The 23231-nt window shown below is 51.5% G+C and carries 26 protein-coding genes and 1 riboswitch; all 26 genes read right to left on the minus strand.

From position 1 onward, the window contains the following. Positions 1 to 5: 5 nt before the first annotated feature. Positions 6 to 1019, minus strand: coding sequence for an NADH-quinone oxidoreductase subunit NuoH (gene nuoH / locus ACFQ88_RS36285; protein ID WP_379462425.1), 1014 nt, complete (start codon positions 1017 to 1019; stop codon positions 6 to 8). Beyond that, entirely contained in the window at positions 1019 to 2119 is a 1101-nt protein-coding gene (locus ACFQ88_RS36290) for an NADH-quinone oxidoreductase subunit D (protein ID WP_239630513.1), read from the minus strand. The genes nuoH and ACFQ88_RS36290 overlap by 1 nt, the downstream gene beginning before the upstream one ends. Positions 2120 to 2125: 6 nt before the next feature. After that, positions 2126 to 3127 carry an NADH-quinone oxidoreductase subunit C gene (locus tag ACFQ88_RS36295; RefSeq protein ID WP_379462493.1) on the minus strand — a complete coding sequence of 334 codons (1002 nt, stop codon included), beginning with the start codon at positions 3125 to 3127 and terminating at the stop codon, positions 2126 to 2128. Continuing rightward, positions 3124 to 3642, minus strand: coding sequence for a NuoB/complex I 20 kDa subunit family protein (locus tag ACFQ88_RS36300; RefSeq protein WP_239630515.1), 519 nt, complete (start codon positions 3640 to 3642; stop codon positions 3124 to 3126). Before ACFQ88_RS36300 ends, ACFQ88_RS36295 begins: the two co-directional genes overlap by 4 nt. Continuing rightward, positions 3627 to 3992 carry an NADH-quinone oxidoreductase subunit A gene (locus tag ACFQ88_RS36305; protein WP_028550961.1) on the minus strand — a complete coding sequence of 122 codons (366 nt, stop codon included), beginning with the start codon at positions 3990 to 3992 and terminating at the stop codon, positions 3627 to 3629. Before ACFQ88_RS36305 ends, ACFQ88_RS36300 begins: the two co-directional genes overlap by 16 nt. Positions 3993 to 4345: 353 nt before the next feature. Beyond that, positions 4346 to 4747, minus strand: a complete 402-nt coding sequence (locus ACFQ88_RS36310; protein ID WP_239630517.1) for a F0F1 ATP synthase subunit epsilon — start codon at positions 4745 to 4747, stop codon at positions 4346 to 4348. Between the two features lie 132 nt (positions 4748 to 4879). Further along, positions 4880 to 6286, minus strand: a complete 1407-nt coding sequence (atpD, locus tag ACFQ88_RS36315; protein ID WP_239630518.1) for a F0F1 ATP synthase subunit beta — start codon at positions 6284 to 6286, stop codon at positions 4880 to 4882. Between the two features lie 125 nt (positions 6287 to 6411). Next, positions 6412 to 7269 (minus strand): ATP synthase F1 subunit gamma, encoded by an 858-nt coding sequence (gene atpG / locus ACFQ88_RS36320; protein WP_239630519.1) that lies wholly within the window; start codon positions 7267 to 7269, stop codon positions 6412 to 6414. Positions 7270 to 7388: 119 nt separating this feature from the next. Further along, entirely contained in the window at positions 7389 to 8906 is a 1518-nt protein-coding gene (atpA, locus tag ACFQ88_RS36325) for a F0F1 ATP synthase subunit alpha (RefSeq protein ID WP_239630520.1), read from the minus strand. 17 nt (positions 8907 to 8923) lie between these two features. Beyond that, on the minus strand, positions 8924 to 9475 hold the full coding sequence (locus tag ACFQ88_RS36330) for a F0F1 ATP synthase subunit delta (protein ID WP_379462497.1): 552 nt from the start codon (positions 9473 to 9475) through the stop codon (positions 8924 to 8926). Beyond that, a complete protein-coding gene (atpF, locus tag ACFQ88_RS36335) occupies positions 9472 to 9960 on the minus strand; it encodes a F0F1 ATP synthase subunit B (RefSeq protein ID WP_239630522.1) in 489 nt (162 codons plus the stop codon). Before atpF ends, ACFQ88_RS36330 begins: the two co-directional genes overlap by 4 nt. A gap of 85 nt (positions 9961 to 10045) precedes the next feature. Beyond that, positions 10046 to 10261 (minus strand): F0F1 ATP synthase subunit C, encoded by a 216-nt coding sequence (gene atpE, locus ACFQ88_RS36340; protein ID WP_054796275.1) that lies wholly within the window; start codon positions 10259 to 10261, stop codon positions 10046 to 10048. 112 nt (positions 10262 to 10373) lie between these two features. Next, complete coding sequence (atpB, locus tag ACFQ88_RS36345) at positions 10374 to 11153, minus strand: F0F1 ATP synthase subunit A (protein WP_239630523.1); 780 nt, start codon at positions 11151 to 11153, stop codon at positions 10374 to 10376. Positions 11154 to 11178: 25 nt separating this feature from the next. Next, positions 11179 to 11547, minus strand: a complete 369-nt coding sequence (locus ACFQ88_RS36350) for an ATP synthase subunit I (protein WP_239630524.1) — start codon at positions 11545 to 11547, stop codon at positions 11179 to 11181. Position 11548: 1 nt separating this feature from the next. Next, complete coding sequence (locus ACFQ88_RS36355) at positions 11549 to 11785, minus strand: AtpZ/AtpI family protein (RefSeq protein ID WP_239630525.1); 237 nt, start codon at positions 11783 to 11785, stop codon at positions 11549 to 11551. A gap of 174 nt (positions 11786 to 11959) precedes the next feature. Beyond that, positions 11960 to 13102 carry a non-hydrolyzing UDP-N-acetylglucosamine 2-epimerase gene (gene wecB, locus ACFQ88_RS36360; RefSeq protein WP_379462501.1) on the minus strand — a complete coding sequence of 381 codons (1143 nt, stop codon included), beginning with the start codon at positions 13100 to 13102 and terminating at the stop codon, positions 11960 to 11962. A 25-nt stretch (positions 13103 to 13127) separates the two neighbouring features. Next, positions 13128 to 13757, minus strand: coding sequence for a uracil phosphoribosyltransferase (gene upp / locus ACFQ88_RS36365; protein ID WP_239630527.1), 630 nt, complete (start codon positions 13755 to 13757; stop codon positions 13128 to 13130). A gap of 186 nt (positions 13758 to 13943) precedes the next feature. After that, positions 13944 to 15104 carry a tryptophan synthase subunit beta gene (gene trpB / locus ACFQ88_RS36370; protein ID WP_379462503.1) on the minus strand — a complete coding sequence of 387 codons (1161 nt, stop codon included), beginning with the start codon at positions 15102 to 15104 and terminating at the stop codon, positions 13944 to 13946. A gap of 90 nt (positions 15105 to 15194) precedes the next feature. Beyond that, positions 15195 to 16523: an ABC transporter substrate-binding protein gene (locus ACFQ88_RS36375; RefSeq protein ID WP_379462505.1), complete on the minus strand. Its 1329-nt coding sequence runs from the start codon at positions 16521 to 16523 to the stop codon at positions 15195 to 15197. A 172-nt stretch (positions 16524 to 16695) separates the two neighbouring features. Continuing rightward, positions 16696 to 17943 (minus strand): serine hydroxymethyltransferase, encoded by a 1248-nt coding sequence (glyA, locus tag ACFQ88_RS36380; protein WP_379462507.1) that lies wholly within the window; start codon positions 17941 to 17943, stop codon positions 16696 to 16698. Positions 17944 to 18006: 63 nt separating this feature from the next. Continuing rightward, entirely contained in the window at positions 18007 to 18714 is a 708-nt protein-coding gene (locus tag ACFQ88_RS36385; RefSeq protein ID WP_239630531.1) for a TIGR01440 family protein, read from the minus strand. Continuing rightward, positions 18686 to 19144, minus strand: coding sequence for a ribose 5-phosphate isomerase B (rpiB, locus tag ACFQ88_RS36390; protein ID WP_239630532.1), 459 nt, complete (start codon positions 19142 to 19144; stop codon positions 18686 to 18688). Before rpiB ends, ACFQ88_RS36385 begins: the two co-directional genes overlap by 29 nt. 97 nt (positions 19145 to 19241) lie before the next feature. After that, positions 19242 to 19322, minus strand: a riboswitch (ZMP/ZTP riboswitch). A gap of 44 nt (positions 19323 to 19366) precedes the next feature. After that, positions 19367 to 19954, minus strand: coding sequence for a low molecular weight protein arginine phosphatase (locus ACFQ88_RS36395; protein ID WP_239630533.1), 588 nt, complete (start codon positions 19952 to 19954; stop codon positions 19367 to 19369). A gap of 144 nt (positions 19955 to 20098) precedes the next feature. Beyond that, positions 20099 to 20662: a manganese efflux pump MntP gene (locus ACFQ88_RS36400; RefSeq protein ID WP_239630534.1), complete on the minus strand. Its 564-nt coding sequence runs from the start codon at positions 20660 to 20662 to the stop codon at positions 20099 to 20101. A gap of 461 nt (positions 20663 to 21123) precedes the next feature. Next, entirely contained in the window at positions 21124 to 22209 is a 1086-nt protein-coding gene (locus ACFQ88_RS36405; RefSeq protein ID WP_379462511.1) for an L-threonylcarbamoyladenylate synthase, read from the minus strand. Between the two features lie 125 nt (positions 22210 to 22334). Next, positions 22335 to 23141, minus strand: a complete 807-nt coding sequence (gene spoIIR, locus ACFQ88_RS36410; protein WP_379462513.1) for a stage II sporulation protein R — start codon at positions 23139 to 23141, stop codon at positions 22335 to 22337. Positions 23142 to 23231 lie beyond the last annotated feature (90 nt).

Raw genomic sequence — 23231 nt, forward strand, 5'->3', positions numbered from 1 at the left:
GAAACCTACGATCTGAGTCCGATACTCATCAAAATCGCCGTTACGAAGATGTTAACGAGCGCAAGCGGCAGCAGCACCTTCCAGCCCATTCCCATCAATTGGTCGACCCGAATCCTTGGCAGTGTGGCCCGAATCCAGAACAGGAAGAACACAATGAACGAGAACTTCAACAGAAACCAGATGATCCCCGGGATAAATTCCAGGAACGGGAACGGCGCGTGCCACCCGCCTAGGAACAAGGTCGTCGTCAATCCGGCGATGGCAAACACGTACACATACTCCGCGAGCATAAAGAAGGCAAAACGGAAGCCGCTGTACTCGACGTGATAGCCGGCTACAAGCTCCGACTCCGCTTCAGGCAAGTCGAACGGGGTACGGTTCAGCTCCGATACTCCTGCGATGATGAACACGACAAACCCGATGATTTGGGGCAAAAAGTTCCAATGCCAGAACCCGCCCGCCTGCTGCTCGGCGATCACATTCAAATTCAAGCTGCCGGTCATCATAATAACGCCGATCACCGAAATGACCAGAGGAATTTCATAGCTGATCATTTGCGCAGCGGACCGCATGCCGCCAAGCAATGCGTACTTGTTGTTGGACGCCCAGCCGCCCAATACGATACCGATCGTCGATATTCCCGAAAGGGCTACGTAATATAGCAGCCCTACGTTCAAATCGGTGCTGATCAGTCTTTCCGAATACGGAATGACTGCAAGAACAACGAAGGCCGGAATGAAGGTGATGACCGGAGCCAAAATAAACAGCTCCCGTTCCGCCTTCCGCGGAATCGTATCCTCCTTGATAAGAAGCTTCGTCACGTCCGCGACGCTCTGCAGCAGTCCTAATGGACCTACACGGTTCGGCCCGATCCGGAATTGCATCCAGCCGATAACCTTGCGCTCAAAATAGATGGCATACGTTACGAAGCCCAGTACGACCAGCAGCAGGACGACGCCCCAAGCAAAAAAGATCGCGAAATTGGTCAAAGTCAACTGCTGTTGCAATAAATCTCCCATTAGCAGTCCACCTCCCCAACGACAATATCGATGCCTCCGAGAATCGTAATTAGATTGGTCATTGTTTCGCCGACTAACAATTTCGGCAAAATCTGTAAATTAACGAATGAAGGTCGGCGGAATTTCAGCCGATATGGCTTATCTTTACCCCTGGATACGATGTAGCAGCCGATTTCTCCGCGCGGCGCTTCAATCCGGGCATAGACTTCGCCTTCCGGCGGGCGCACCACCCGAGGTACCTTGCCCATGATCTCGCCTTCTGCCGGGAATTGCTCCACAGCCTGCTCCAAAATGCGCAACGATTGGCGTATTTCCTCAAACCGGATTAAATAGCGGTCGTAGCAGTCCCCGTTATGGCCAACCGGCACATCGAACTCAAACCGGTTGTACAAGCTGTAGGGCTGATCCTTCCTAATGTCCCAATTCACACCGGTACAACGCAGGTTCGCTCCGCTTAAGCCGTAAGCGATAGCGGTTTGCGCATCGTATTTGCCAATGCCCTTGATCCGGGCCAAAAAGATCTCGTTGCCGCTGACCAGATTGTTGTACTCGTCCAGCTTGCTTCTCATGTAAGGAATGAACTTCCTTACCTTCTCGATCCAGCCTTCCGGCGCATCCCATTTTACGCCGCCGACCCGCATGTAGTTGTAGGTCAACCGTGCGCCGCACAGCTCGTTGAACAAATCAATGATGATCTCCCGGTCACGGAACGCGAACAGGAACGGGCTCATGGCCCCGATATCGAGCAAATACGTGCCCCACCAGACCAAGTGGCTGGCAACGCGCTGCAGCTCCATAACAATCAGCCGCAAAAACTCCGCTCTCTCGGGGATCTCCAGCTGCATCAGCTTCTCAACGGCATGAACCAGCACATAATTGTTGGTCATGGCCGACACATAATCCATGCGGTCCGTGTACGGGATGATCTGAGTGTATGACAAATTTTCCGCAAGCTTCTCGGTTCCTCTGTGCAAATACCCCATCACCGGATCGGCATGCGTTATGATTTCCCCGTCCAGCTTAACCACGATACGAAAAACCCCGTGGGTACTCGGATGCTGAGGCCCTACATTTAACAGCAACTCTTCCGTTCTAATCAAGAGACTCTACACCTCCGGGTCAAGCGGTTCATAGTCTTTGCGAAGCGGATGGCCGACCCAATCGTCAGACATCATGATTCTTCTCATATCCGGATGTCCCGGGAAATCAATGCCCAGCAAATCATAAATTTCGCGTTCGTTCCAGTTGGCCGTCGGCCAAACACCGGTTACCGAAGGGATCGTTGCCGCATCCCGATTCGTTTTTATTTTGACGCACAGCTCCTGCTTCGTCTCCAAAGACAACAGATGGTAAGCAACCTCCATATGTGTCTCCTGGTCGATGCCGGACACATTGCGCAAATAATTCAGTTGGAATTCGCTATGGTCCCTCAGCTGCTCTGCAGAGGAAACCCACTTCTCATTCTTGATGATGATATACGGAAGATGGCCGTCCTTCTCATTGATAAAAGCCTCCTCCACCGCATCGTCGCCTATCTGCTCCTTCAAGATTTTGACCCATTGGTCCAATCTCGGCTGATTTGGTGACGGCTGCTTGGGAGCATCATCCTCGCCCTCCGTCTTCTTCGCCCGCGCGTTAGCCCTTGCAGCCCGTGCTTCGGCTGCCGCTTTCGCCTTCGCTTCCTTCTCCTCGTCCGAAGGAGCGGCACTCTCCGCTGCCGGCGCGTCTGACGGCTCCTTGGCAGCCGCACGCGCAGCACGTGCAGCCGCTCTAGCCGCTGCTGCGTCAGCCTTTGCCTGTGCGTCGTCGGCTTTCTCCGCCTTCGGCTCGACCTTGGCGTCCGCCGGTGCGTCAGTGGCCTCGGCCTTCGGCTCTGCAGGAGCTGCAGCAGCCTTCTCAGCTTGTGCCGCCGGAGCCGCTTCACCTGCCTCAGCTGACGCCTCCGCTTGCTTCGCTTCCGCCGGCTCGGCTGCAGCTGCAGGCGTGACCTGCTCGCTTGGCGCAGCGCTCTCCGGCTTATTTACAGCCTCATCGGCTGCCGCAGGCTCCTCTTTCCGGGACTCGGCCGCCGCATCCTGAGGCAGATCCTTCTTTTGCTCATCGCTCATCGGTTCGTCACCTGCTTACCGGTTTTTGCTTCGTAGCGAATTTTCTCCTGCAGCTTGTTGATTCCGTAAATAAGAGCGGCAGGATTCGGCGGGCAGCCTGGTATATATACATCGACAGGTACCACCTGATCGACGCCTTTAACCACTGCGTATGATTTCACATACGGACCGCCCGCCGTTGCACAGGATCCCATGGCAATAACCCATTTGGGCTCCGGCATTTGTTCGTACAATCGGCGCAGCAGCGGAGCCATCTTCTTCGTTACGGTTCCGGCCACGATCATTACGTCCGATTGTCTGGGAGACGTGCGGAAAATAACGCCGAACCGGTCAAGATCATAATGAGACCCCCCGGTTCCCATCATTTCAATAGCACAGCATGCCAGTCCGAAAGTCAAAGGCCACAAGGAATTGCTTCGTGCCCAAGACTTGATCTGCTCCAGCGTCGTCATAAACACATTGCGTTCGAGCTCTTGTCTTTCTTCCGGAGTTATCGACTCTAAATTGAAGTCCATTGCAGCACCTTCTTCTTCCAAGCGTAAATTAATCCGACTACCAGCAGCCCGACAAAAATACACATCTCTACAAGCGCAAACAAGCCTAATTGCTTATACGCAACGGCCCATGGGTACAAAAATACAGTTTCCACATCAAAAATGACAAACATCAGCGCAAACAAATAATAACGGATGTTGAACCGCACATGGCTCTCGCCCACAGGCTCATTACCGCTCTCATAAGTGGTATACTTCTCCTCCACCGGTTTGTTTGGGCGAAGCAATCGTCCCACTGTAAGCGCTACAATAGGAAGTAACACTCCAAGCATGAGAAAAATGGCTACGACCACGTAATTGTTCATGTACATCGTGAACGATCCGCCTCCCACTTCGTTTTGGAAAGTATGTTCTTTGATAGTCTGTGCAGGATGGATTTTACAGTAGAGGCTCGTTCTGTCTTCTTGCATCCTATGTAAGCGCGAACAAGACGATTTCCCGATGTCCGTCTATTGACTAATCTTATCTTGCACATCACTTCTGTTAATTTATGCCTAAACAATTATAACAAATGCCCGTTGGGGTGTCTAATACAAATTCCCTTGAAAAGGTAATTATTCCGTTCATTTGACCCTTCTGCATGCAGGATAGGCCGCCAACCTCATCATTTCGATATGCAAAAAAAGCGGAGGAACCCAAGTTCCCCCGCATTTTAAGTTGTAGCTTATTTTCTCCCAAAAACCTCGATCCGATTCAATGCTTTTTGCAATGCCACCTCGGCGCGTTTAAAATCATATTCGTCCTTTTTGGACGAGAGACGTTGTTCTGCGCGGGATTTGGCTGCTTTAGCACGCTCGATATCGATTTGTTCCGGCAGCTCAGCGCTTTCCGCCAGAATAACCACTTTGTCCTTGCGAACCTCCATAAAGCCGCCGTTTACCGCGATATGCTCTTGCTTGCCGTTCTGCTTCACGGTAACCGGTGCAATTTTCAATGGAGTAACCAAAGGAATGTGATTTGGCAGAATGCCAAGCTCGCCTTCTACGCCCTTCACGATAATCATGTTCACTTCTTGGGCGAACACTTTGCGCTCAGGAGTTACAATTTCAAGTAGGAAAGTACTCACTTGGATTCCTCCTAAGAACTTTTCTTATGAAAAGTCCACTTCGTAAGCGAACACCAAACTCGCTTCGTGTCCGTACTGCATGCGCCGGACGAATGCTCTCGAGAGGTCCGCCCGGCGATGTATATGAATGAATTACAACGTTTTCGCTTTTTCGATCGCTTGCTCGATTGTACCTACGTTATGGAAAGCCGGTTCAGGAAGATTGTCGTGCTTGCCTTCGAGAATTTCCTTGAAGCTGCGAACCGTTTCTTTAACCGGTACATACAAGCCCGGAATTCCGTTAAATGCCTCGGCCACGTGAAGCGGCTGAGCAAAGAACAATTGAATCCGTCTTGCGCGGTGAACCGTGAGCTTATCTTCGTCGGACAATTCGTCCATACCGAGGATCGCGATGATATCGAGCAGTTCTTTATAGCGCTGCAAAATTTTCTTAACGCCTTGCGCTACGTTGTAGTGCTCTTCGCCAAGAATTTCCGGAGTCAAAATACGGGAAGACGATGCCAATGGATCCACCGCTGGGAAAATACCCATTGCCGCGATGTTACGCTCCAAGTTCGTCGTTGCATCCAAGTGAGCAAACGCTGTAGCCGGAGCCGGATCCGTATAGTCATCCGCAGGAACGTAGATCGCTTGGATCGACGTAACGGAACCTTTTTTCGTGGATGTGATACGTTCTTGCAATTGACCCATTTCCGTTGCCAATGTCGGCTGGTAACCTACCGCAGAAGGCATACGTCCAAGAAGGGCGGAAACCTCGGAACCTGCTTGAGTAAAACGGAAAATGTTGTCGATAAACAGAAGCACGTCACGGCCCTCTTCATCACGGAAATATTCCGCCATGGTCAAACCGGACAATGCTACGCGAAGACGGGCACCTGGAGGCTCGTTCATTTGTCCGAAAACCATCGCGGTTTTGGAAATAACGCCAGATTCCTTCATCTCGTGGTACAAGTCGTTACCTTCACGTGTTCTCTCGCCTACGCCGGCGAATACGGAGATACCGCCATGCTCGGAAGCGATGTTGTGAATCAACTCTTGCATCGTTACCGTCTTACCAACGCCCGCACCGCCGAACAGACCGATTTTACCGCCCTTCGCGTATGGAGCCATCAAGTCGATAACTTTGATCCCTGTTTCCAAAATTTCCGCTTGCGTCGACAAATTGTCGAACGCTGGAGCGCTTTTGTGAATTGGGCTTGTCAAAGTGCGGTCCACTTCTTCAACTCCGTCGATAGGATCGCCCAATACGTTAAATACACGGCCCAATGTTGCTTGACCTACAGGAACGCTGATAGCCGCGCCTGTGTCCACTGCTTCCAAACCGCGAACCAAACCGTCAGTGGAAGACATTGCAACGCAGCGAACCAGATTGTCGCCCAAATGTACAGCAGCTTCAACCGTCAGCTTGATGTCCTGTTCGCCTGCTTTTTCAGCTTTTTTCTCAATTTTGATCGCATTTAAAATCTCAGGGAGGTGTCCACGCTCGAACTCAATGTCGACGACCGGCCCCGTAATGTTCACAACGCGCCCTTTGCTCACTGTTTTCCCTCCTAAAGCTCTATTCTTGGACTAAGCCGCTTCTTAGCTTACACGATAGCTGCGAGCAGGCTTGTCACAAGCTGTACTTTTTAAACCGATGTCCGTACGTTCCAATATTGCGTATTCTAAGACTGTGCGTTCGCGCCAGCGACGATCTCGGAAATCTCTTGAGTGATGGCAGCCTGACGAGCACGGTTGTAAGACAGTGTCAACGAGCCGATCATCTTCGTCGCATTTTTCGTAGCGTTGTTCATGGCCGTCATTCTCGCACCGAATTCGCTTGCTTTACCATCCAGAACCGCACTGTAAATCAGTGTCTCTGCATATTTCGGAAGAAGTACTTCCAGAACGCCTTCCGGGGAAGGCTCATATTCATAGTTCGATACTACCGTTCCGCCCATATCTTCCATCGGTAAAAGCTGTTTCATCGTAGGAATTTGAGAGATCGCGTTCACGAACTTGTTATACACCAGGTACAACTGATCGTAGGTTCCGTTCTCGAAGTTTTTAACCGCTGCAGCAGCAACCGTCTTAATGTCACTGAAGGTCGGCGAGTCCGAAAGACCCGTCACTTCTTCAACGATAGTGATATTGCGCTTGCGGAAGAAGTCTCTGCCTTTGCGCCCGATCACAAAGATCGAGTACTCGGAAGGGGACTTATGTCTTTCGTTGATCTCCGCCATTACTTTACGCAGCACGTTTGCGTTATAACCACCAGCGAGACCACGGTCCGAAGTGACAACAAGATACCCCGTCTTTTTCACTTCGCGGTTTTGCAGCATTGGATGCTTAACACCCTTGGTACCTGCTGCAATACTGCCGACCACTTCCTTCAGCTTATCCGCGTAAGGACGCGCAGCTTCGGCTGCCTCTTGCGCTCTTCTAAGCCTAGAGGCCGCAACCATCTCCATCGCTTTCGTGATTTGCTTGGTGCTTTGTTTGGACTTGATCTCGCGCTTAATTTCGCGCATCCCTTTTGCCATGCTTGCTCACCTCTCTCTCGAAGCTTTTCCTTGGACAGAAAAGCCTTCACTCGAAAAGCCTGTTAAAAGACTTCATATGAAACACCGAGCTTCTCAAGCGAGAAGCTCAGTCTTAAGTTTTATTCTGCGGAAGGTGCGAATCCTTTTTTGAAGCTTTGGATCGCATCTTTCAATGCGTTCTCATTATCCGACGTCAAATCATTCGTGTCGCGGATGCTTTGCAGAATTTCCGGACGGTTGGAATCTACGTAAGCCAAGAAACCTGCTTCAAAACGACGAATGTCTTGAACCGGCAAATCGTCAAGATGTCCTCTTACCACCGTGTAGATGGAGACTACTTGCTTCTCAACCGACAGTGGTTGGTGAACGCCTTGCTTCAGAATTTCCAGCGTACGCAAGCCGCGGTCCAAACGGGTTTTGGTCGCTTTATCCAAATCGGAACCGAACGCGGCGAAAGCAGCCAATTCACGGTATTGAGCAAGGTCGGTTTTGAGCGTACCTGCGACCTTTTTCATCGCTTTGATTTGAGCGGAGCTACCTACCCGGGATACGGAGATACCGACGTTAACCGCCGGACGCTGACCGGAGTAGAACAGGTCCGACTCAAGGAAAATCTGACCGTCCGTAATCGAAATTACGTTTGTTGGGATATAAGCGGATACGTCGCCGGCTTGCGTTTCGATGAACGGAAGCGCGGTAAGCGATCCTGCGCCGAGCTCGTCGCTCAGCTTAGCTGCACGCTCGAGCAAACGGGAGTGCAAGTAGAACACGTCACCAGGATAAGCTTCCCGACCCGGAGGACGGCGAAGCAGCAAGGAAAGCTCGCGGTATGCTGCCGCTTGTTTCGTCAAGTCATCGTAAATGATAAGCGCGTGCTCGCCTTTGTACATGAAGTACTCGCCCATTGCGCAGCCTGCGAAAGGAGCAAGCCACAGCATTGGAGCAGGCTCGGAAGCACTTGCCGTTACGACGATCGTATAATCCATAGCGCCTGCTTTACGCAGCGTTTCCACAACGTTTACAACGGTGGATTGCTTTTGGCCGATCGCAACGTAAATACATTTTACGCCGTTGCCTTTTTGGTTGATGATCGTATCGATCGCAATGGCGGTTTTACCTGTTTGACGGTCACCGATGATCAACTCGCGCTGACCTCGACCGACAGGAATCATCGCGTCAATCGCTTTGATACCTGTTTGCATAGGCTCATGAACCGATTTACGGGCCATAACGCCTGGCGCCGGGGATTCAACCGGACGGAACGTCGTTGTGTTAATAGGACCTTTGCCGTCAACCGGCTGTCCAAGTGGATTCACTACGCGACCGATCAATTCGTCGCCTACAGGAACCTCCATGATACGGCCGGTACGTTTAACTTGGTCGCCTTCACGAATGTCTTTGTAAGGTCCCAAAATAACGATACCGACGTTGCTTTCCTCAAGGTTAAAGACATAGCCTAGAACCCCGCTCGGAAACTCAAGCAATTCGCCCGCCATAGCGTTTTCCAAACCGTGAGCGCGAGCAATACCGTCACCGACTTGAATGACTGTACCAACGTCAACGACTTGCATGTCGGATTTAAAGTTTTCAATCTGTTGTTTGATCAATGTGCTGATTTCTTCCGGTCTGATACTCAAGATTTCCTCACCCCTATCTACAGTGCTTGAGATTGATTCAATGATTTTTTCAACCGCTCAAGCTTGCCGGACAAGCTGCCGTCATACAGACGGTCGCCAATGCGAACTTGAATGCCTCCAAGCAAGCTTTTATCGAGAACCGATTCCACACGGATTTGTTTGCTTATCAATTTGCTGAAAGATGCCGTGATGCTGTTCAATTCGGCCTCCGTCAATTCCACAGGAGTATAGACGATGGCTTTCGCTTCACCCAGCGCGTCGCCGGCAATCTTGTTATAAGCATTCACAACTGCTTCAAGCGATTCTTCTCTTCCTTTTTCGATCAAAAGATTGATCGTGTTTACCACGACTTCCGAAAGAGTGGATTCGAAGATTTGCTTGATCAACCCGATTTTCACATCAGCCCCGATGCCCGGATGCTTGATCAGCTTGTTCAGATCCGCATTTTCTTTCAAAACGGAAAGAACGGAGTCAAGCTCCTGCTCTACTTGAGCAATCCGGTCTTGATCGCGGGCTACTTCAAACAAGGCTTTCGCGTATCTTTTGGCTGCAATTGTGTTCTGGCTCATTGATTGTTGCCCCCTACTTCTTTCAGGTAGTGCTCAATCAATTGCTCCTGAGATTTTTCGTCAATTTGCTTCTCGATAATTTTGGAAGCGATCATGACGGACATTGCGCTAACTTGACCTTTAAGAGCTGCAATGGCTTTGTTCTTTTCATTCTCAATATCTTTGAGCGCTTCGTCTTTCATACGAGTCGCTTCCGCTTTAGCCTGCTCCACAATTTCCTCGCCTTGCTTGGCGCTGGTTCTGCGAGCTTGTTCAATAATCTCCTGAGCTTCTTTGCGTACATCCTGCAATGCTTGCTTTTGCTCAGCCATCAGTTGTTCCGCTTCACGGCGGTTTTGTTCTGTTGTAGTGATTTGTTCAGACAGCATGCGTCTGCGTTGTTCCATGATACCGAACAAAGGCCCGAAAGCATATTTGTTCAAGAGTGCATATAAAATCACGAACGCTACGATCGCAAACACGAACGATTCCCAATGCCAACCCATTTAAGCAACTCCTTTCGGTGATTTCAGGCAAAACGAAGGCGTGGAAGGGCTTAGGCCTTCCGCGCCAAACCTAATCGTCATGGAATTAAGCGCCGAAGAAAATCAAGAAGCCGAGAACGACGCCGATAATTGGAACAACCTCTACGATACCGACCCCGATAAACATTGTTGTTTGCAATGTACCGCGAAGTTCTGGTTGACGGGAGATACCTTCAACTGTCTTGCTTACGATCATACCGTTACCGATACCTGCGCCAAGTGCGCCCAAACCGATTGCCAAAGCTGCTGCCAAAAATTCCATTGTTAAATCCTCCTCAAAAATTGTACTGGATTTTAGTATAGTTGTATTTCTCTTATTCTCTTTCCACGCTTAATTGAAACGCTGCCATGGTTGAGATAAGTTCGTAAAGAGACTAGTGATGACCATCTTCCTCGTGTACGGTCGCTTGCGAGATGTACACCATCGTAAGAATCGTAAACAAAAACGCCTGAATGGCACCGACGAAAATACTGAAGCCTTGCCAAGCAATAAGAAGCGGAGTCCCGAAAACGCCTGCCATCAGGATCGTCGCAATCAACACTTCACCCGCAAAGATGTTAGCGTACAAACGAAGACCGAGCGTAAGAGGCTTGGAAATCTCCTTGATCAAGTTGAGCGGGAAGAAGAACCAGAACGGCTCGAAGTAGTGTTTCAGATAATGCTTTCTGTTCAGCTTCAACCCAAGGTAATGCGTCAGTATAAATACAATCGTTGCCAAACCGAAGGTTACGGATACGTCGGCGGTCGGCGATTTCCACCAAGCCACTTCAGCACCATGCTCGCCGTGTGCGTTGTGAATCATTTCCTCGGAGACGATCGTGTATCCCATGAATGTCACCGGTTGCTCATGCGTAGTAACAAAACCGAATGGCAGACCCAACAGGTTGGATACAAAGATGAACATAATCAAAGTCATGCCAAGCGCCACATAAGGCTTCACTCTGTTGAGCGGCATCGTGCTGGCGATCAGGTTTTGTACGAACTCGATGACCCATTCCATAAAGTTTTGCATTTTGGACGGATTGGTTACGGACAAGTTCTTCACAGCCATGCGAGCCATAATGAACACGATTACGCAGGATACGATAATCCCGAGAAAACTGGACAGGTCAATATTCAAACCACCCAGCTGTAACACCGGAAATTCATGCATTCGATATTTCCCCCCTTTCCATGCACTACGAATGATTTCTTTTACTAAATAGTAAACCCATCAGGAGTGTTGCCAATTGGACGAAAAATAATCCAATAATGGTGAAAATAAGGTCGAATTGCGGCACTTTCAATGCGATCATGACCCCAATCAGTGCCATGCACATTCTGGAAACCGTTCCCAAACCAACCCGTTTCTCCGTTTTTTCGATAATGTTGCGGGAGATCGCTTTGATCTTGATCGACAAAATCCAAGCGTTTACAAGGCTGATCGACATTCCGAGAATGAAGCCCGCAGCATAGGTGCGGTACATCGGAACAAAGGCCCAGAACAGCAGCAAGGCAGACAAAAACAACAATGTGGCGCGAACGATAGGCTTCATCTGGTCATTCATTTTATTCCCGTTTGTCCTCCAGAAACTTTTTAAGAACCAGTACGACCGTGAAGATACCGATTGCAAATCCAATCAGTACTCCCCAGATCACCCAAGCCTTTTCGCCATTGCCAAATTGTTTTCCGGCCAAGCCTCCTACAAAATACCCTATCGTAGTGCAAACGACGATGTCGATGCCCAAAGCGCTGACCAAAGCAGCTGCGCGCCAAGGTGAATTGTACGGATCTTTTTGATTCATAGGCTGTACCCTAACAATCCTCATTTATTTTATCTAAGGTTAGCTTCATTTGTCAATGAAAGATAGATTGGTTTTTTTAATCAAAAATCTCCAGAAACCCTTGATATATCAAGGATTTCCGGACTTGCAAACCAAACAGTGCAACTGTACGCTGTGACGTTTGTCATAGGATTGTCACGGTTGGAACGGCTCGGGTCTTGCAGAAGCATGTCCAAAATGGTAAAGGATGGCCTGAACGATACGTTCCGACGCTTTTCCGTCGCCGTACGGGTTCGCCGCCTGGCTCATTTTTTGGTACAATTTGTCGTCGGTCAGCAGTGCTCTCGCACGCTCGTAAACCTTCTCTTCATTAGTCCCTACAAGTTCCAGCGTTCCCGCATCGATCCCTTCCGGACGCTCGGTAGTTTCACGCAGAACGAGCACCGGTACACCGAACGAAGGCGCTTCCTCCTGAAGACCTCCGGAATCGGTCAAAATCATATGCGCATGCGGATAAATGTTATGGAATTCAAACACGTCCAATGGCTCGATCAGCTTGATGCGAGGGTGTCCGCCAAGCAGCTCGTACGCTGGTTCCTTCACAGCCGGGCTCGGATGAACCGGGTAAACGATGGCGATATCCTCGAATTCATCGGCAATACGCCGTACGGCGCGGAAAATTTGCCGGTGCGGCTCCCCTTGCGCTTCACGGCGGTGAGCCGTCATCAGCACAAGACGCTTGCCTTCGGCCCATTCGAGCACCGGATGGTTGAAATCCTTCTGTACCGTATACTGGAATACATCCGTAACTGAATTGCCTGTCACGAAGATCGACTCATCGGATTTGTTCTCCTTGCGGAGGTTGCCAGCCGATAAATTCGTCGGCGCAAAATGAAGATCAGCCAGCACTCCCGTCAGCTGCCGGTTCATTTCTTCCGGATATGGCGACATTTTGTTCCATGTCCTAAGCCCCGCTTCAACATGACCTACCTTTACCTGCTGCAGGAACGCAGCGTAACTGGCCAAAAATGTCGTCAGCGTGTCGCCGTGGACAAGAACCAGATCCGGCTTCTCCTCCCGGAACACCGGCTCCAGGCCTTGCAGCACCCGAATCGTCACTTCGTTCAGGGTCTGACGCTCTTTCATGACGTCCAAGTCGTAGTTCGGCTTGATTTTGAACGTGTCGAGCACCTGATCCAGCATTTGACGATGCTGCGCCGTTACGCAAACCAGCGATTCGAAATGCTCCGGATGCTTCTGCAGCTCGAGCACAAGCGGCGCCATCTTGATAGCCTCAGGCCTCGTGCCGAAAATGGTGATCACTTTAATTTTGCTCATATCCGGTTTCCCTCCGATTTGTTTCTTATTTCGTTCCGAACAAACGGTCCCCTGCGTCTCCCAATCCCGGGATGATGTACCCGTGATCGTCCAAATAATCGTCGATGGCCGCTACATAAATATCCACGTCCGGATGCGCCTGCTGTACCGCTTGTACGCCTTCAGGCGCAGCAATAAGGCACATCAGCTTGATTTGCGTGCACTGACGGTTCTTTAACGCCGTAATCGCCGCATTAGCCGACCCGCCGGTTGCGAGCATCGGATCGATTACGATCAGCTCCCGCTCCGTTACATCGGTCGGCAGCTTGGCATAATATTCAATCGGCTCGAGCGTCTCCGGATCACGGTACAGCCCGATATGGCCCACCTTAGCCGCCGGAACCAGCTGCAGGATGCCTTCGACCATGCCGAGACCTGCACGCAAAATAGGGATCAACCCCAGCATCCGCCCCGATATGACTCGGCATTCAGCGGTAGCGACAGGCGTTTGCACCTGCACCTTCTGCAAAGGTATGTCCCTCGTTATTTCATAAGCCATCAGCGTGGCCACCTCATCGACAAGCTCGCGAAAATCTTTCGTCGTCGTGGCCTTGTCCCTTATGTAAGTGAGCTTATGCTGTATCAACGGATGATCGCACACAAATACTTTTCCCATATTCTGTCCCCTTTACGCCAAATCTTATCTATTATACCACAATTGTCAGATGCTATCCCAACAACTTCGCATTTTCGTAACAAGATTGGATTGGCGGCATAAACAGGCATTGAAAAGCCTCCCCCAGTATAAGCAGAAGTCTCGATTTCCTATACTTAGAGGAGGCCTATGATTCAACGACGCTTACTATTTTTGCAGCATATGGAACACTTGTTCTACATCCTTGTCGCCACGCCCGGACAGGTTCACGATCAGGATATCCTCGCTGGACAGCGTCGGAGCCAGCTTGAGCGCATAAGCAACCGCGTGCGCGCTTTCCAGAGCGGGAATGATCCCTTCCGTCTTGGACAGTACCTGGAAGGCTTCTAGCACTTCCTCGTTCGTCACCGTGTAATATTCCGCGCGTCCGCTTTCTTTTAAATAGCTGTGCTCAGGTCCGATCCCCGGATAATCGAGACCTGCCGCGATAGAATACGTTTTTCTCGGCTCGCCGTTCTCATCGAGCAATACGAGGCACTTGAAGCCGTGAATGATGGCCGGTACGCCTTCCGAAAGCGTCGGAGCCTGATCCGGCTCTACGCCGATCAAGCGGACGGACGGCTCATCAATATAATGGGCGAAGGAGCCGATCGCGTTGCTGCCGCCCCCTGCGCATGCAAGGACAGCGGTAGGCAAGCGGCCTTCCTTCTCCATGATTTGCCGCTTCGATTCCTCACTGATAACCGATTGGAAATGCTTGACCATCGTCGGGAACGGATGCGGTCCTACTGCCGAGCCCAGCAAATAAAACGTGTTCTTGTAGTTTTGCACCAAATCGCCGAGCGCCTCGTCCACGGCGTCCTTCAGCCTGCCTTGGCCTTTATCGACGGCAACGACCTTCGCACCGAGCAGCTCCATCCGGAACACGTTCAAAGCCTGACGGCGCGTATCCTCCGCTCCCATATAGATGGTGCAGTCCATGTCGAACATCGCGCACACGGTGGCCGTCGCCACGCCATGCTGACCCGCTCCGGTCTCCGCAATGATCCGCTTTGCTCCCATTCGCTTGGCAAGCAGAATTTGCCCCAGCACGTTGTTGATTTTGTGCGAGCCGGTATGGTTCAAGTCTTCGCGCTTCAAATAAATTTTGGCTCCGCCAAGCTTCGCCGTCAGATGCCGGGCATAGGTCAAAGGATTTTCCCTGCCGACATACTCTCTCAAATAATATTGAAACTCCTCGATAAACTCGGGATCGTTCTTATACTTCTCAAATTGCTGTGCCAAATAATCCATAGCTTCCTGAAGATCGGGAGGAATAAAGCTGCCTCCGAATTGGCCGAAATAACCTGGGGTTTGAACCGTTTCCATATCTTCTACCATCCTCCTCAAGCTTCTGCAACATATATGGTATTTATTGTACTAAATGGCATTCGGTTTGTACAAGCACGGTTTTTGCGGTTATTTCTTCCCTGCGGCAGCGGCAGCGGCTTCCGCCTCTTCAATCTTCTTGTTCGCCTTCTCTGCCGCTTCTCTAAGTGCGGTATTGATGTCTTTCGTGCCAAGGTTGACGTTCTTGAGGGTCGTATTCAACTCTCCGCTAGCCGTAGCGTTGTATTTATCGACTCCGCCGGAAGGGGCGTACTTATCCGGCTGCAATGCTTTGACGTTCTTCCCTTTGTACATCGGGTTGTCTTGTCCGAACGCCTGCCGGATCTCCTTTTTATTCAGAACGGTCAAGAACTTCCCTTCCTTGGACTTTTGCATCTGATATTCGTCCGTTGTCAAATAGCTGATCGCCTCAAACGCATCGTCCTTATAATCGCTCATGGACGTTACGAAGAAGTAGGTCGGATACGCTTGCGGTCCGACGCCCGGCATCTCTTTATAGAACGGGAACGAGGCGAGATCCCAGTTCATGTCCCCGAGCTCCTTCTCAGAATGGAGCGCGGTCGACGCGAGGAACATTCCGATGTTCCGGTCCTTGAAGAACCGGTTCCGCTCGTTCGGCTCCGACATCTGGTTAGCCTGCAGGTTGTATCCCGGGATTTTATAAAACCGCGTCAAGTTATCGGAGAACGTCTTCCACTTCTCGTTCGTGTCAAAGGTAGCCTTCCTCGTCGTCGGATCGATCATAGGCATGGAAAATTGGTTCATGACCGCCAAATGGCCGTAGGAAGAGGCAAAGCCGTAGTATTGGGTGCCGCTGTCCATGCGGGTGAGCTGCTTGCTCAATTCGTATAGATCATCCCAAGTCATGCCGTCCTTCGGATAGGCGACCCCGAATTTATCGAAAATATCTTTGTTGTAATAAATCGTAGACGGGGGAACGAGCACAGGAATCCCGTAGATCGCATTGCCTCCGGCCTGCTTCTTCGCAGCGTCCACCATCGTAGGCTCGAGTCGGCTGAGATCATAATTAAACTTTTTGATCTGCGGGGTGATATCGTATTGAAGCTGGTTCTCGATGAGTTGGGCGGCTACCGTTCCGATCGACGTATAAAGGATATCAATTTTTTGGCCCGCGGTCAGCAGATCCTGGATTTTACCGCCAGCGATATATTTGAAGGTGATGTGAGGATATTTTTGCTTCATCGGATCACCGAACGTCTTCATGAAATCCTCTTCGCTCCAGTCTTGAGGAAACGGATGGTACACAACGAGCTCAATCGGGTCTCTTTTGGCTTGAGGCTGCGGGCTGTCTGTTCCCGTTGTAGCTCCTCCTCCGCCGCAAGCGGATAATAAGGCCATGCAGATAGCTGGTACGATCCAAAATGCTTGTTTACTCATCATTGACCACCCCTTATAAAAATTAAAACAAAAAATAAAGCGCTTTCACAACTACATATTATATGCTATTTTTCCTTATTTAGGAATATACAAAATTCAATTACAGTTGCATGAAGTTCAGCAATGCAAAAAAGAGCCGGCGCCCTTAAGCGTCGACTCTCTTGTGTTATTCTTAGTAAGCCAATCCAGGATACAGCGGGAATTGAGCGGTCAAATCTTTCACCATGCCGCGCACTTTGTCATGAACAGCGGCGTCGGATGGGTTTTTCAAGGTCAAAGCGATAATTTTGGCGATCGTTCTCATCGCTTCCTCGTTCATGCCGCGGGAAGTTGCAGCCGGTGTACCGATCCGGATTCCGCTTGTTACCATAGGCTTCGCCGGGTCGAAAGGAATCGCGTTTTTGTTACAAGTCACGCCTACTTCGTCGAGCAAATGCTCGGCGTCTTTACCGCTGATGCTCAAGCTGCGCAGGTCGATCAGCATCAGATGGTTATCCGTACCGCCGGAAACAAGATCAATGCCTTCGGCAATCAGAGCTTCGGACAACGCTTTGGCATTGTTAATCACGTTTTGCGCATACGTTTTGAATTCAGGCTGCAAAGCTTCACCGAACGATACCGCTTTGGCCGCGATAGTATGCATCAGAGGACCGCCTTGCGTTCCAGGAAATACGGCTTTATCGATAGCTGCAGCCCAAGCTTTGCGGCACAGGATCATACCGCCGCGAGGTCCGCGAAGCGTTTTGTGAGTCGTTGTTGTTACGAAATGAGCGTAAGGAACCGGATTCGGGTGCAAGCCTGCAGCAACCAGACCGGCGATGTGAGCCATGTCCACCATGAACAATGCGCCTACATCATTAGCGATTTGAGCCAAAGCTTCGAAATCGATAATGCGCGGATATGCACTTGCACCGGCAACAATCAAACGAGGCTTATGCTTGAAAGCCACTTTGCGCACATCATCATAATCGATGCGGGAATCGGATTCGCTTACTCCGTAAGCAACGAAGTTGTACAAAAGACCGGATGCGTTAACAGGGCTTCCGTGAGTCAAGTGGCCGCCATGAGCCAGGTTCATACCCAATACGGTATCTCCAGGCTGAAGTGCCGCCAAGTAAACCGCCATGTTCGCTTGAGCGCCGGAATGAGGCTGAACGTTCGCATGCTCCGCACCGAACAGCTCTTTTGCGCGATCGCGTGCAATATCTTCAACGATATCGACGTACTCGCATCCGCCGTAATAACGGCGGCCCGGGTAACCTTCCGCATATTTGTTGGTAAGAACCGTACCCATAGCTTGCATAACCGCTTCACTTACAAAGTTCTCCGAAGCTATCAGCTCGATTTTATCGCGTTGACGGCCGATTTCGAGATTCATCGCCTCAACGATTTTAGGGTCTTGCTTGCGTAATTGTTCCATGTCTAATGTCCTCCTTAAAGTTCGGCTTATAGGGATGTATCATTCCAATTAAGACTAATCAATTTAGCTGCAGGTTTCCGTGCCGTTAGCCGGAACTTCTTGGGCAGTATAAACCGCCCGCGCTCCGCCGATGAGCTTTGGTCGGGTAAACGCCATTTGGACGGACGCCTGTCCGATCTGGCGAATGGTCGGTCTAACCGGAACGGCTACCCGCTTCAGATGCATGCCGATCAGCGTGCCCCCGATATCGATTCCCGCATGAGCTTCCACCGTTTCGACAACACACGCTTGCTCCAGCTTCTTAAAAGCATAGGACGCCATGGCTCCGCCCGCTTTGGGTACCGGAACGACCGATACTTGCTCCAGACGATATTCCTTCATTGCCTCCCGCTCCAGCACAAGCGCCCGGTTCAAATGCTCGCAGCATTGAAACACAGGGTAAAATCCGACCTCGGCCCGTACCGCCTGGATGGCGTCGAACAAATGCCCGGCGACCTCTTCCGTTCCGGAAGTGCCGATGTGCCGGCCGATCACTTCGCTCGTGCTGGTACCGAATACGATCAGCTGTCCCCGCTCGATGTTACCCGCACGGATAAGCTCGCGCAGCACCTGCTCCAGCGCAGGACGTATCGAAGCGATATCCCACGCGCCGTTATCTGCATGACTCAAGTCTCCAGAGCTTGCTGCTGCAGTAGAAACGTCCGAATTGTTCACTTGAATCGCCTCTTTCATCAAGCTTCCGTTACGGATGAATTGCGTACTTGTCTTCAAGCGCCTTGACTTTATTAATGCGGTTTTGGTGACGTTCTCCTTGGGAGAATTCGGTTTCGAGCCAAATTTTGACGATTTCCTGCGCTACCCCCGGCCCAATGACACGCTCGCCCATGGACAGCACATTCGTATCGTTATGCTCGCGGGTTGCTTTCGCCGAGAATAGGTCGTGAACCAACGCACAGCGAATGCCCGGTACTTTGTTGGCCGCAATCGTCATCCCGATCCCTGTTCCACAGATCAGAATCCCTTTGTCGGCTTGACCGGATACAACCTGGTCGCATACGGCAATCGCATAGTCGGGGTAATCGACCGAATCCGTACAGTTGCACCCGACGTCGGCTACCCGATGCCCTAACGATTCGATAAATCCGATCAATTCATCCTTCAGACGTACTCCTGCATGATCTGCTCCAATTGCAATGTTCAATGTCTTTCGCCTCCTGACTGTAGTTAGCTTCATTATAACCGAAAGATGGCAAAAAAACGAAAAAAGAGCAATCGAGTGCTGCGGACAGCACATCGACGCTCTTTGCCCAGGCGACCGGCCGTATGTCCCGATGCTCCACTGTGGTTAAGCCCACTCGTCGCCAGTTACATCGGGTCTTGTAATGTATCTTTATCATAGCGGAAATAAAGGCAGGTGTAAAGCCTAATTGGCTTGTGACTTTAGCTTTGCAACCAGCTTCAGCAATGCCGCTTCGATTTCCTCCGCACACTCTCGGTACAAGGACAAAGAACCTCCGAACGGATCGGCGATATCGTAATCGGGAAGCTTGCGCTCCAGCGTCAATATTCTCGCCCGTTCCTCGTCCGTCACTTGCTGGGACAGCGCCCGTTTTACCTGCAAATCGGCGATAAGACTCTCCATTTCCGCAATCAGGTCGGCGGCGTTCGGATCGTCGTCCACATATTCTTTCAGCGTATAGATTTTATCGATAAACTCCGGGTAACGTCCGATGGCGTGCTGTTTGTGGCCCGACGTCATGGTCAGGACGATATCGGCCCATTCAATCAACGATCTTGACAAAGTGCTGGAGCTCATGCTGCAATCCGAACCGGTCTCCTTCAATATCGCAGCGGCATGACGCGATACGGGAGCTCCATCCATCGCCGACACTCCGGCTGACCGCACCTCGATATGCGGTAATTGATGTTCCGCCAGCAGCCGCCGCATTAATCCTTCGGCCATTGGACTGCGGCAGGTATTGCCAGTACAAACGAATAAGATTCGATTCATAGGGATCCCTGCCTTTTCTTGTATAAGGATAGGCTGCATAGAGCCTTACCTCTCTATTGTACCTCAAAATCGCAAAAATAGGGACTATCCGGTTAACCAGCCCGAGCCAAAGATCGGTAGCTTGACTGGCGGCGAGGCTGGCTGCTAGAACAAGAAATGAACTCCGAACGCCAACAAAATAACACCGCCCATCGCTTCTCCGTATTCTCCCACCCATTTGCCCATCTTGCTGCCCAGCATCAGACCGATTATGGACATGAGCCCTCCGACGGAGCCGAACATCAGCACGGTCAATACGACATCACCGGCAAACATCCCGAGCGACACTCCCACGGAAAAAGAGTCTATGCTTACGCTAAGAGCGAATAAAACGATGCCCCATAACGTCCGGTGGTCGATGGATCTCACTTCATCCCCTTTTAGGGAGCTGTACACCATATGGATACCGAGCAGCAAAAGCAGGGCTCCGCCGGCTTTGGTAGCGACCCCGCCCAACAAGGAGCTCACGTAGCCGCCCATAAACATCCCCATTAACGGCATCAACATGTGGAAAAGAGCAATGACGAAGCTGAGCTTCAATATGTCTAGCTTCCGGATTCCCTTCATGCCGATCCCGATGCCCAGCGACAGCGCGTCCAATCCCAGGGCAATAGCCATGATCAATATCGCGATAAATTGCCCCACCATTAGCGGAGATGTCCAATCCATCCACCCTCTACCCCCTGTCCGTTCCTAATCAACATATGCGGACGAGTTGGGAAACATGACTTGTCTGGGAATTTGGTGGGACAAAGGTGGAGCCGCGAACGGTAAAATGACGGTAAAAGCTGACCAGCTTACGATGCGAGTTTGCTAAAGCAAACCTTTAGCTATTTCCCCCCGTTTCTCACTGACATTTTCGGCAGTTCGCTGCGGGATTATACCTGTACCAGCGCCTAGACTTGGGTTATCGCCAAGCGGAAAAAAGCCGGTCTCCATTAAGGGAGCACCGGCTAGACTTCAATTTGCTAATGCGCGCGAATCTCAGGATGACTTTCGAGCTGCGCGGAGGTTAGTCAAACGCCATAGAATTCCGCGTAGATAAGGAATGCTCTAGGCTTCTATGACACGATCCGCGCTGCGTGGAGATCGGTCAAGCCCCATAGAATTCCACGTAGATAAGGAGTGCTCTAGGCTTCTATGACACGGTCGCCGGCCGCCTTGCGCAGCCGGTTCATGATAGCGGCCCCGATGCCCTCCTCGGGGCAAGTCTCGGCCAGGATGAAGCTGATCCCCGCTTCATCAAATTCGCGCAGCGCAGCGTACAGCCCCTGCGCCACCGATTCCAGGTCGCCCAGGCTGCCGCAGGCGACGACTCGATCCGCGCGCAGAGCGTCGGCGTGCTCACGGAACGTGAGGGCACCGGTACGCTCCCCGCGCGCACGGGCTGCATCGAGCTCGCGTTGGATGCGAGCGAGCACCCGTTCAGGCGCATCGCCCTGAACGAGCGTCATGACGCCGCGCGGCGCGTAATGCGTGTACTTCATCCCCGGCGAGCGCGGGGCCGCCGCGGGTTCAGCGTGCGCGGACGATTCGCGCACCTCCACACCCGGCAGCGCTTCGCGAAGCTGCGCTGCGGTAATGCCGCCCGGCCGCAGGATATGGAGCACGCCGCGGCCACTAGCTTCCTCCGGGCCGGCAGCGGCGTACTCCACCACCGTCGATTCCAGGCCGACGCCGGTCGGCCCCCCGTCGACGATGGCGTCGATGCGGCCCGTGAGATCCTCCAACACATGCTCGGCGTGTGTTGGGCTCGGCCGGCCCGAGCGGTTCGCGCTCGGCGCAGCTACGGGACAGCCTGCAGCGGCTATAAGCTGCAGCGCAACGGGATGGTCGGGCATGCGCAGCCCGACCGTAGACAGCCCCGCGGTGACAAGCGGGGACAGGACGCCGGGACGAGCCGGCAGCACGACCGTCAGCGGTCCCGGCCAGAAGGCGTCCAGCAGACGCGAAACGGCCTCATCCGGCGGAAGCGTCAGTTCCTCCAGTTGAGACCGGTTGGCGATATGTACGATCAAGGGATTATCCGACGGCCTCCCCTTGGCCGTAAATATTTGCTGCACCGCTTCCGTCTGTCTGGCATCCGCTCCCAATCCGTACACCGTTTCTGTCGGAAAGGCGACCACGCCGCCCTGCTGCAGCACAACCGCCGCCTCCGCGACGATGGCCGGATCCGGATTCCCGGCTGTTACCTTCCAGTATGTCGTCATCGTCATTCCATCCTTATCGCGATAAGTTTCCCTCTGTATCTTTTGAATACCGGGCTCTCGCTTTACCTAGCGAGCCAGCATGCTATTAATCTTTGTGGCCGATGTGGCTTCGGCTACTTTCCCCTGCTCAATTAAGCAAACATGGAGCCGATTTTTTTCAGTAAGTCCCACAAAAAGAAGCGAATTTCCGGCTGTGGAGTCTCGTCATCAACAACCACTACAGCCGATTTGCTGTCAGTAGAACCCTTCGAGCCTTGAACCGTTTTGGAGTCGCTGCCTTTACTAGCATCGCTTGCCTGCTTGCTTTCGGTTTTAGTGCCTTTTCCGCTGTCAGCTGCTGCCTTACTGTCGGCTTGCTTCGCTTCCGGAGCGCTTTTGGCTTGAACCTCGTTCGGGCTTTTCGCAATCGCTTCACTATCTACAAAGCATAGCGGCGGGAACAGCACACACCACCAGTTTTGGCCTTCCGCTTCACCGATCGAAACGCGAAGCGCTTCGTAGTTGCCTGCAGGATAAACCAAATTGCCGTACATTTTGGTCGGAAACGGAACCATCCCAAGCTCTACATGATAGGAATAATCAAAGCCGTTTTTGCGCAGCGTTTGCCCTACCAGCTCGTTCAATTCCGGCAAATGGGCCCTGACGGTTTCTCTCGCCGCTTCAATAGTTTGCGGACCGGTAACCCATTCGTTCATTTGAGCGACGATAGCATCGCGAACCTCGCGCTTGATCCATTGATCGGACGGCGAGTCCGAATTAGCCAATATACGAAGACGGATCGATTCGTCAGGAATCTTGCCTTCCGAGCTGCCGGTTGCCGATACTGCAGCAGACGCATAAACGACCGTATTTTCACGCTGTGCTTCCCAACAAGAGATTAATAGAATAATTGCAAATGCTATATACAAATAATGAACTCGGGATGTCCGCTTAACCATGGTCCGTTGCCCCTCTCCATTCGCTTCATAGTGACTAGTATGGACGGAATGGAGAAGGTTTAAACCTATCAATCTATTTTTTAACTCTAT

Source organism: Paenibacillus sp. NPDC056579 (assembly GCF_042793215.1).
In the GTDB taxonomy this organism is placed as follows: Bacteria; Bacillota; Bacilli; order Paenibacillales; family NBRC-103111; genus Paenibacillus_S.

Bases quoted from the DNA above. Each gene is read 5' to 3' on its own strand.
- nuoH (WP_379462425.1), bottom strand. From the start codon at position 1,019: ATGGGAGATTTATTGCAACAGCAGTTGACTTTGACCAATTTCGCGATC.
- ACFQ88_RS36295 (WP_379462493.1), bottom strand. From the start codon at position 3,127: ATGAGCGATGAGCAAAAGAAGGATCTGCCTCAGGATGCGGCGGCCGAG.
- ACFQ88_RS36300 (WP_239630515.1), bottom strand. From the start codon at position 3,642: ATGGACTTCAATTTAGAGTCGATAACTCCGGAAGAAAGACAAGAGCTC.
- ACFQ88_RS36305 (WP_028550961.1), bottom strand. From the start codon at position 3,992: ATGTACATGAACAATTACGTGGTCGTAGCCATTTTTCTCATGCTTGGA.
- atpG (WP_239630519.1), bottom strand. From the start codon at position 7,269: ATGGCAAAAGGGATGCGCGAAATTAAGCGCGAGATCAAGTCCAAACAA.
- ACFQ88_RS36330 (WP_379462497.1), bottom strand. From the start codon at position 9,475: ATGAGCCAGAACACAATTGCAGCCAAAAGATACGCGAAAGCCTTGTTT.
- atpF (WP_239630522.1), bottom strand. From the start codon at position 9,960: ATGGGTTGGCATTGGGAATCGTTCGTGTTTGCGATCGTAGCGTTCGTG.
- atpE (WP_054796275.1), bottom strand. From the start codon at position 10,261: ATGGAATTTTTGGCAGCAGCTTTGGCAATCGGTTTGGGCGCACTTGGC.
- atpB (WP_239630523.1), bottom strand. From the start codon at position 11,153: ATGCATGAATTTCCGGTGTTACAGCTGGGTGGTTTGAATATTGACCTG.
- ACFQ88_RS36350 (WP_239630524.1), bottom strand. From the start codon at position 11,547: ATGAATGACCAGATGAAGCCTATCGTTCGCGCCACATTGTTGTTTTTG.
- ACFQ88_RS36355 (WP_239630525.1), bottom strand. From the start codon at position 11,785: ATGAATCAAAAAGATCCGTACAATTCACCTTGGCGCGCAGCTGCTTTG.
- wecB (WP_379462501.1), bottom strand. From the start codon at position 13,102: ATGAGCAAAATTAAAGTGATCACCATTTTCGGCACGAGGCCTGAGGCT.
- upp (WP_239630527.1), bottom strand. From the start codon at position 13,757: ATGGGAAAAGTATTTGTGTGCGATCATCCGTTGATACAGCATAAGCTC.
- trpB (WP_379462503.1), bottom strand. From the start codon at position 15,104: ATGGAAACGGTTCAAACCCCAGGTTATTTCGGCCAATTCGGAGGCAGC.
- ACFQ88_RS36375 (WP_379462505.1), bottom strand. From the start codon at position 16,523: ATGAGTAAACAAGCATTTTGGATCGTACCAGCTATCTGCATGGCCTTA.
- glyA (WP_379462507.1), bottom strand. From the start codon at position 17,943: ATGGAACAATTACGCAAGCAAGACCCTAAAATCGTTGAGGCGATGAAT.
- ACFQ88_RS36395 (WP_239630533.1), bottom strand. From the start codon at position 19,954: ATGAATCGAATCTTATTCGTTTGTACTGGCAATACCTGCCGCAGTCCA.
- ACFQ88_RS36400 (WP_239630534.1), bottom strand. From the start codon at position 20,662: ATGGATTGGACATCTCCGCTAATGGTGGGGCAATTTATCGCGATATTG.
- ACFQ88_RS36405 (WP_379462511.1), bottom strand. From the start codon at position 22,209: ATGACGATGACGACATACTGGAAGGTAACAGCCGGGAATCCGGATCCG.
- spoIIR (WP_379462513.1), bottom strand. From the start codon at position 23,141: ATGGTTAAGCGGACATCCCGAGTTCATTATTTGTATATAGCATTTGCA.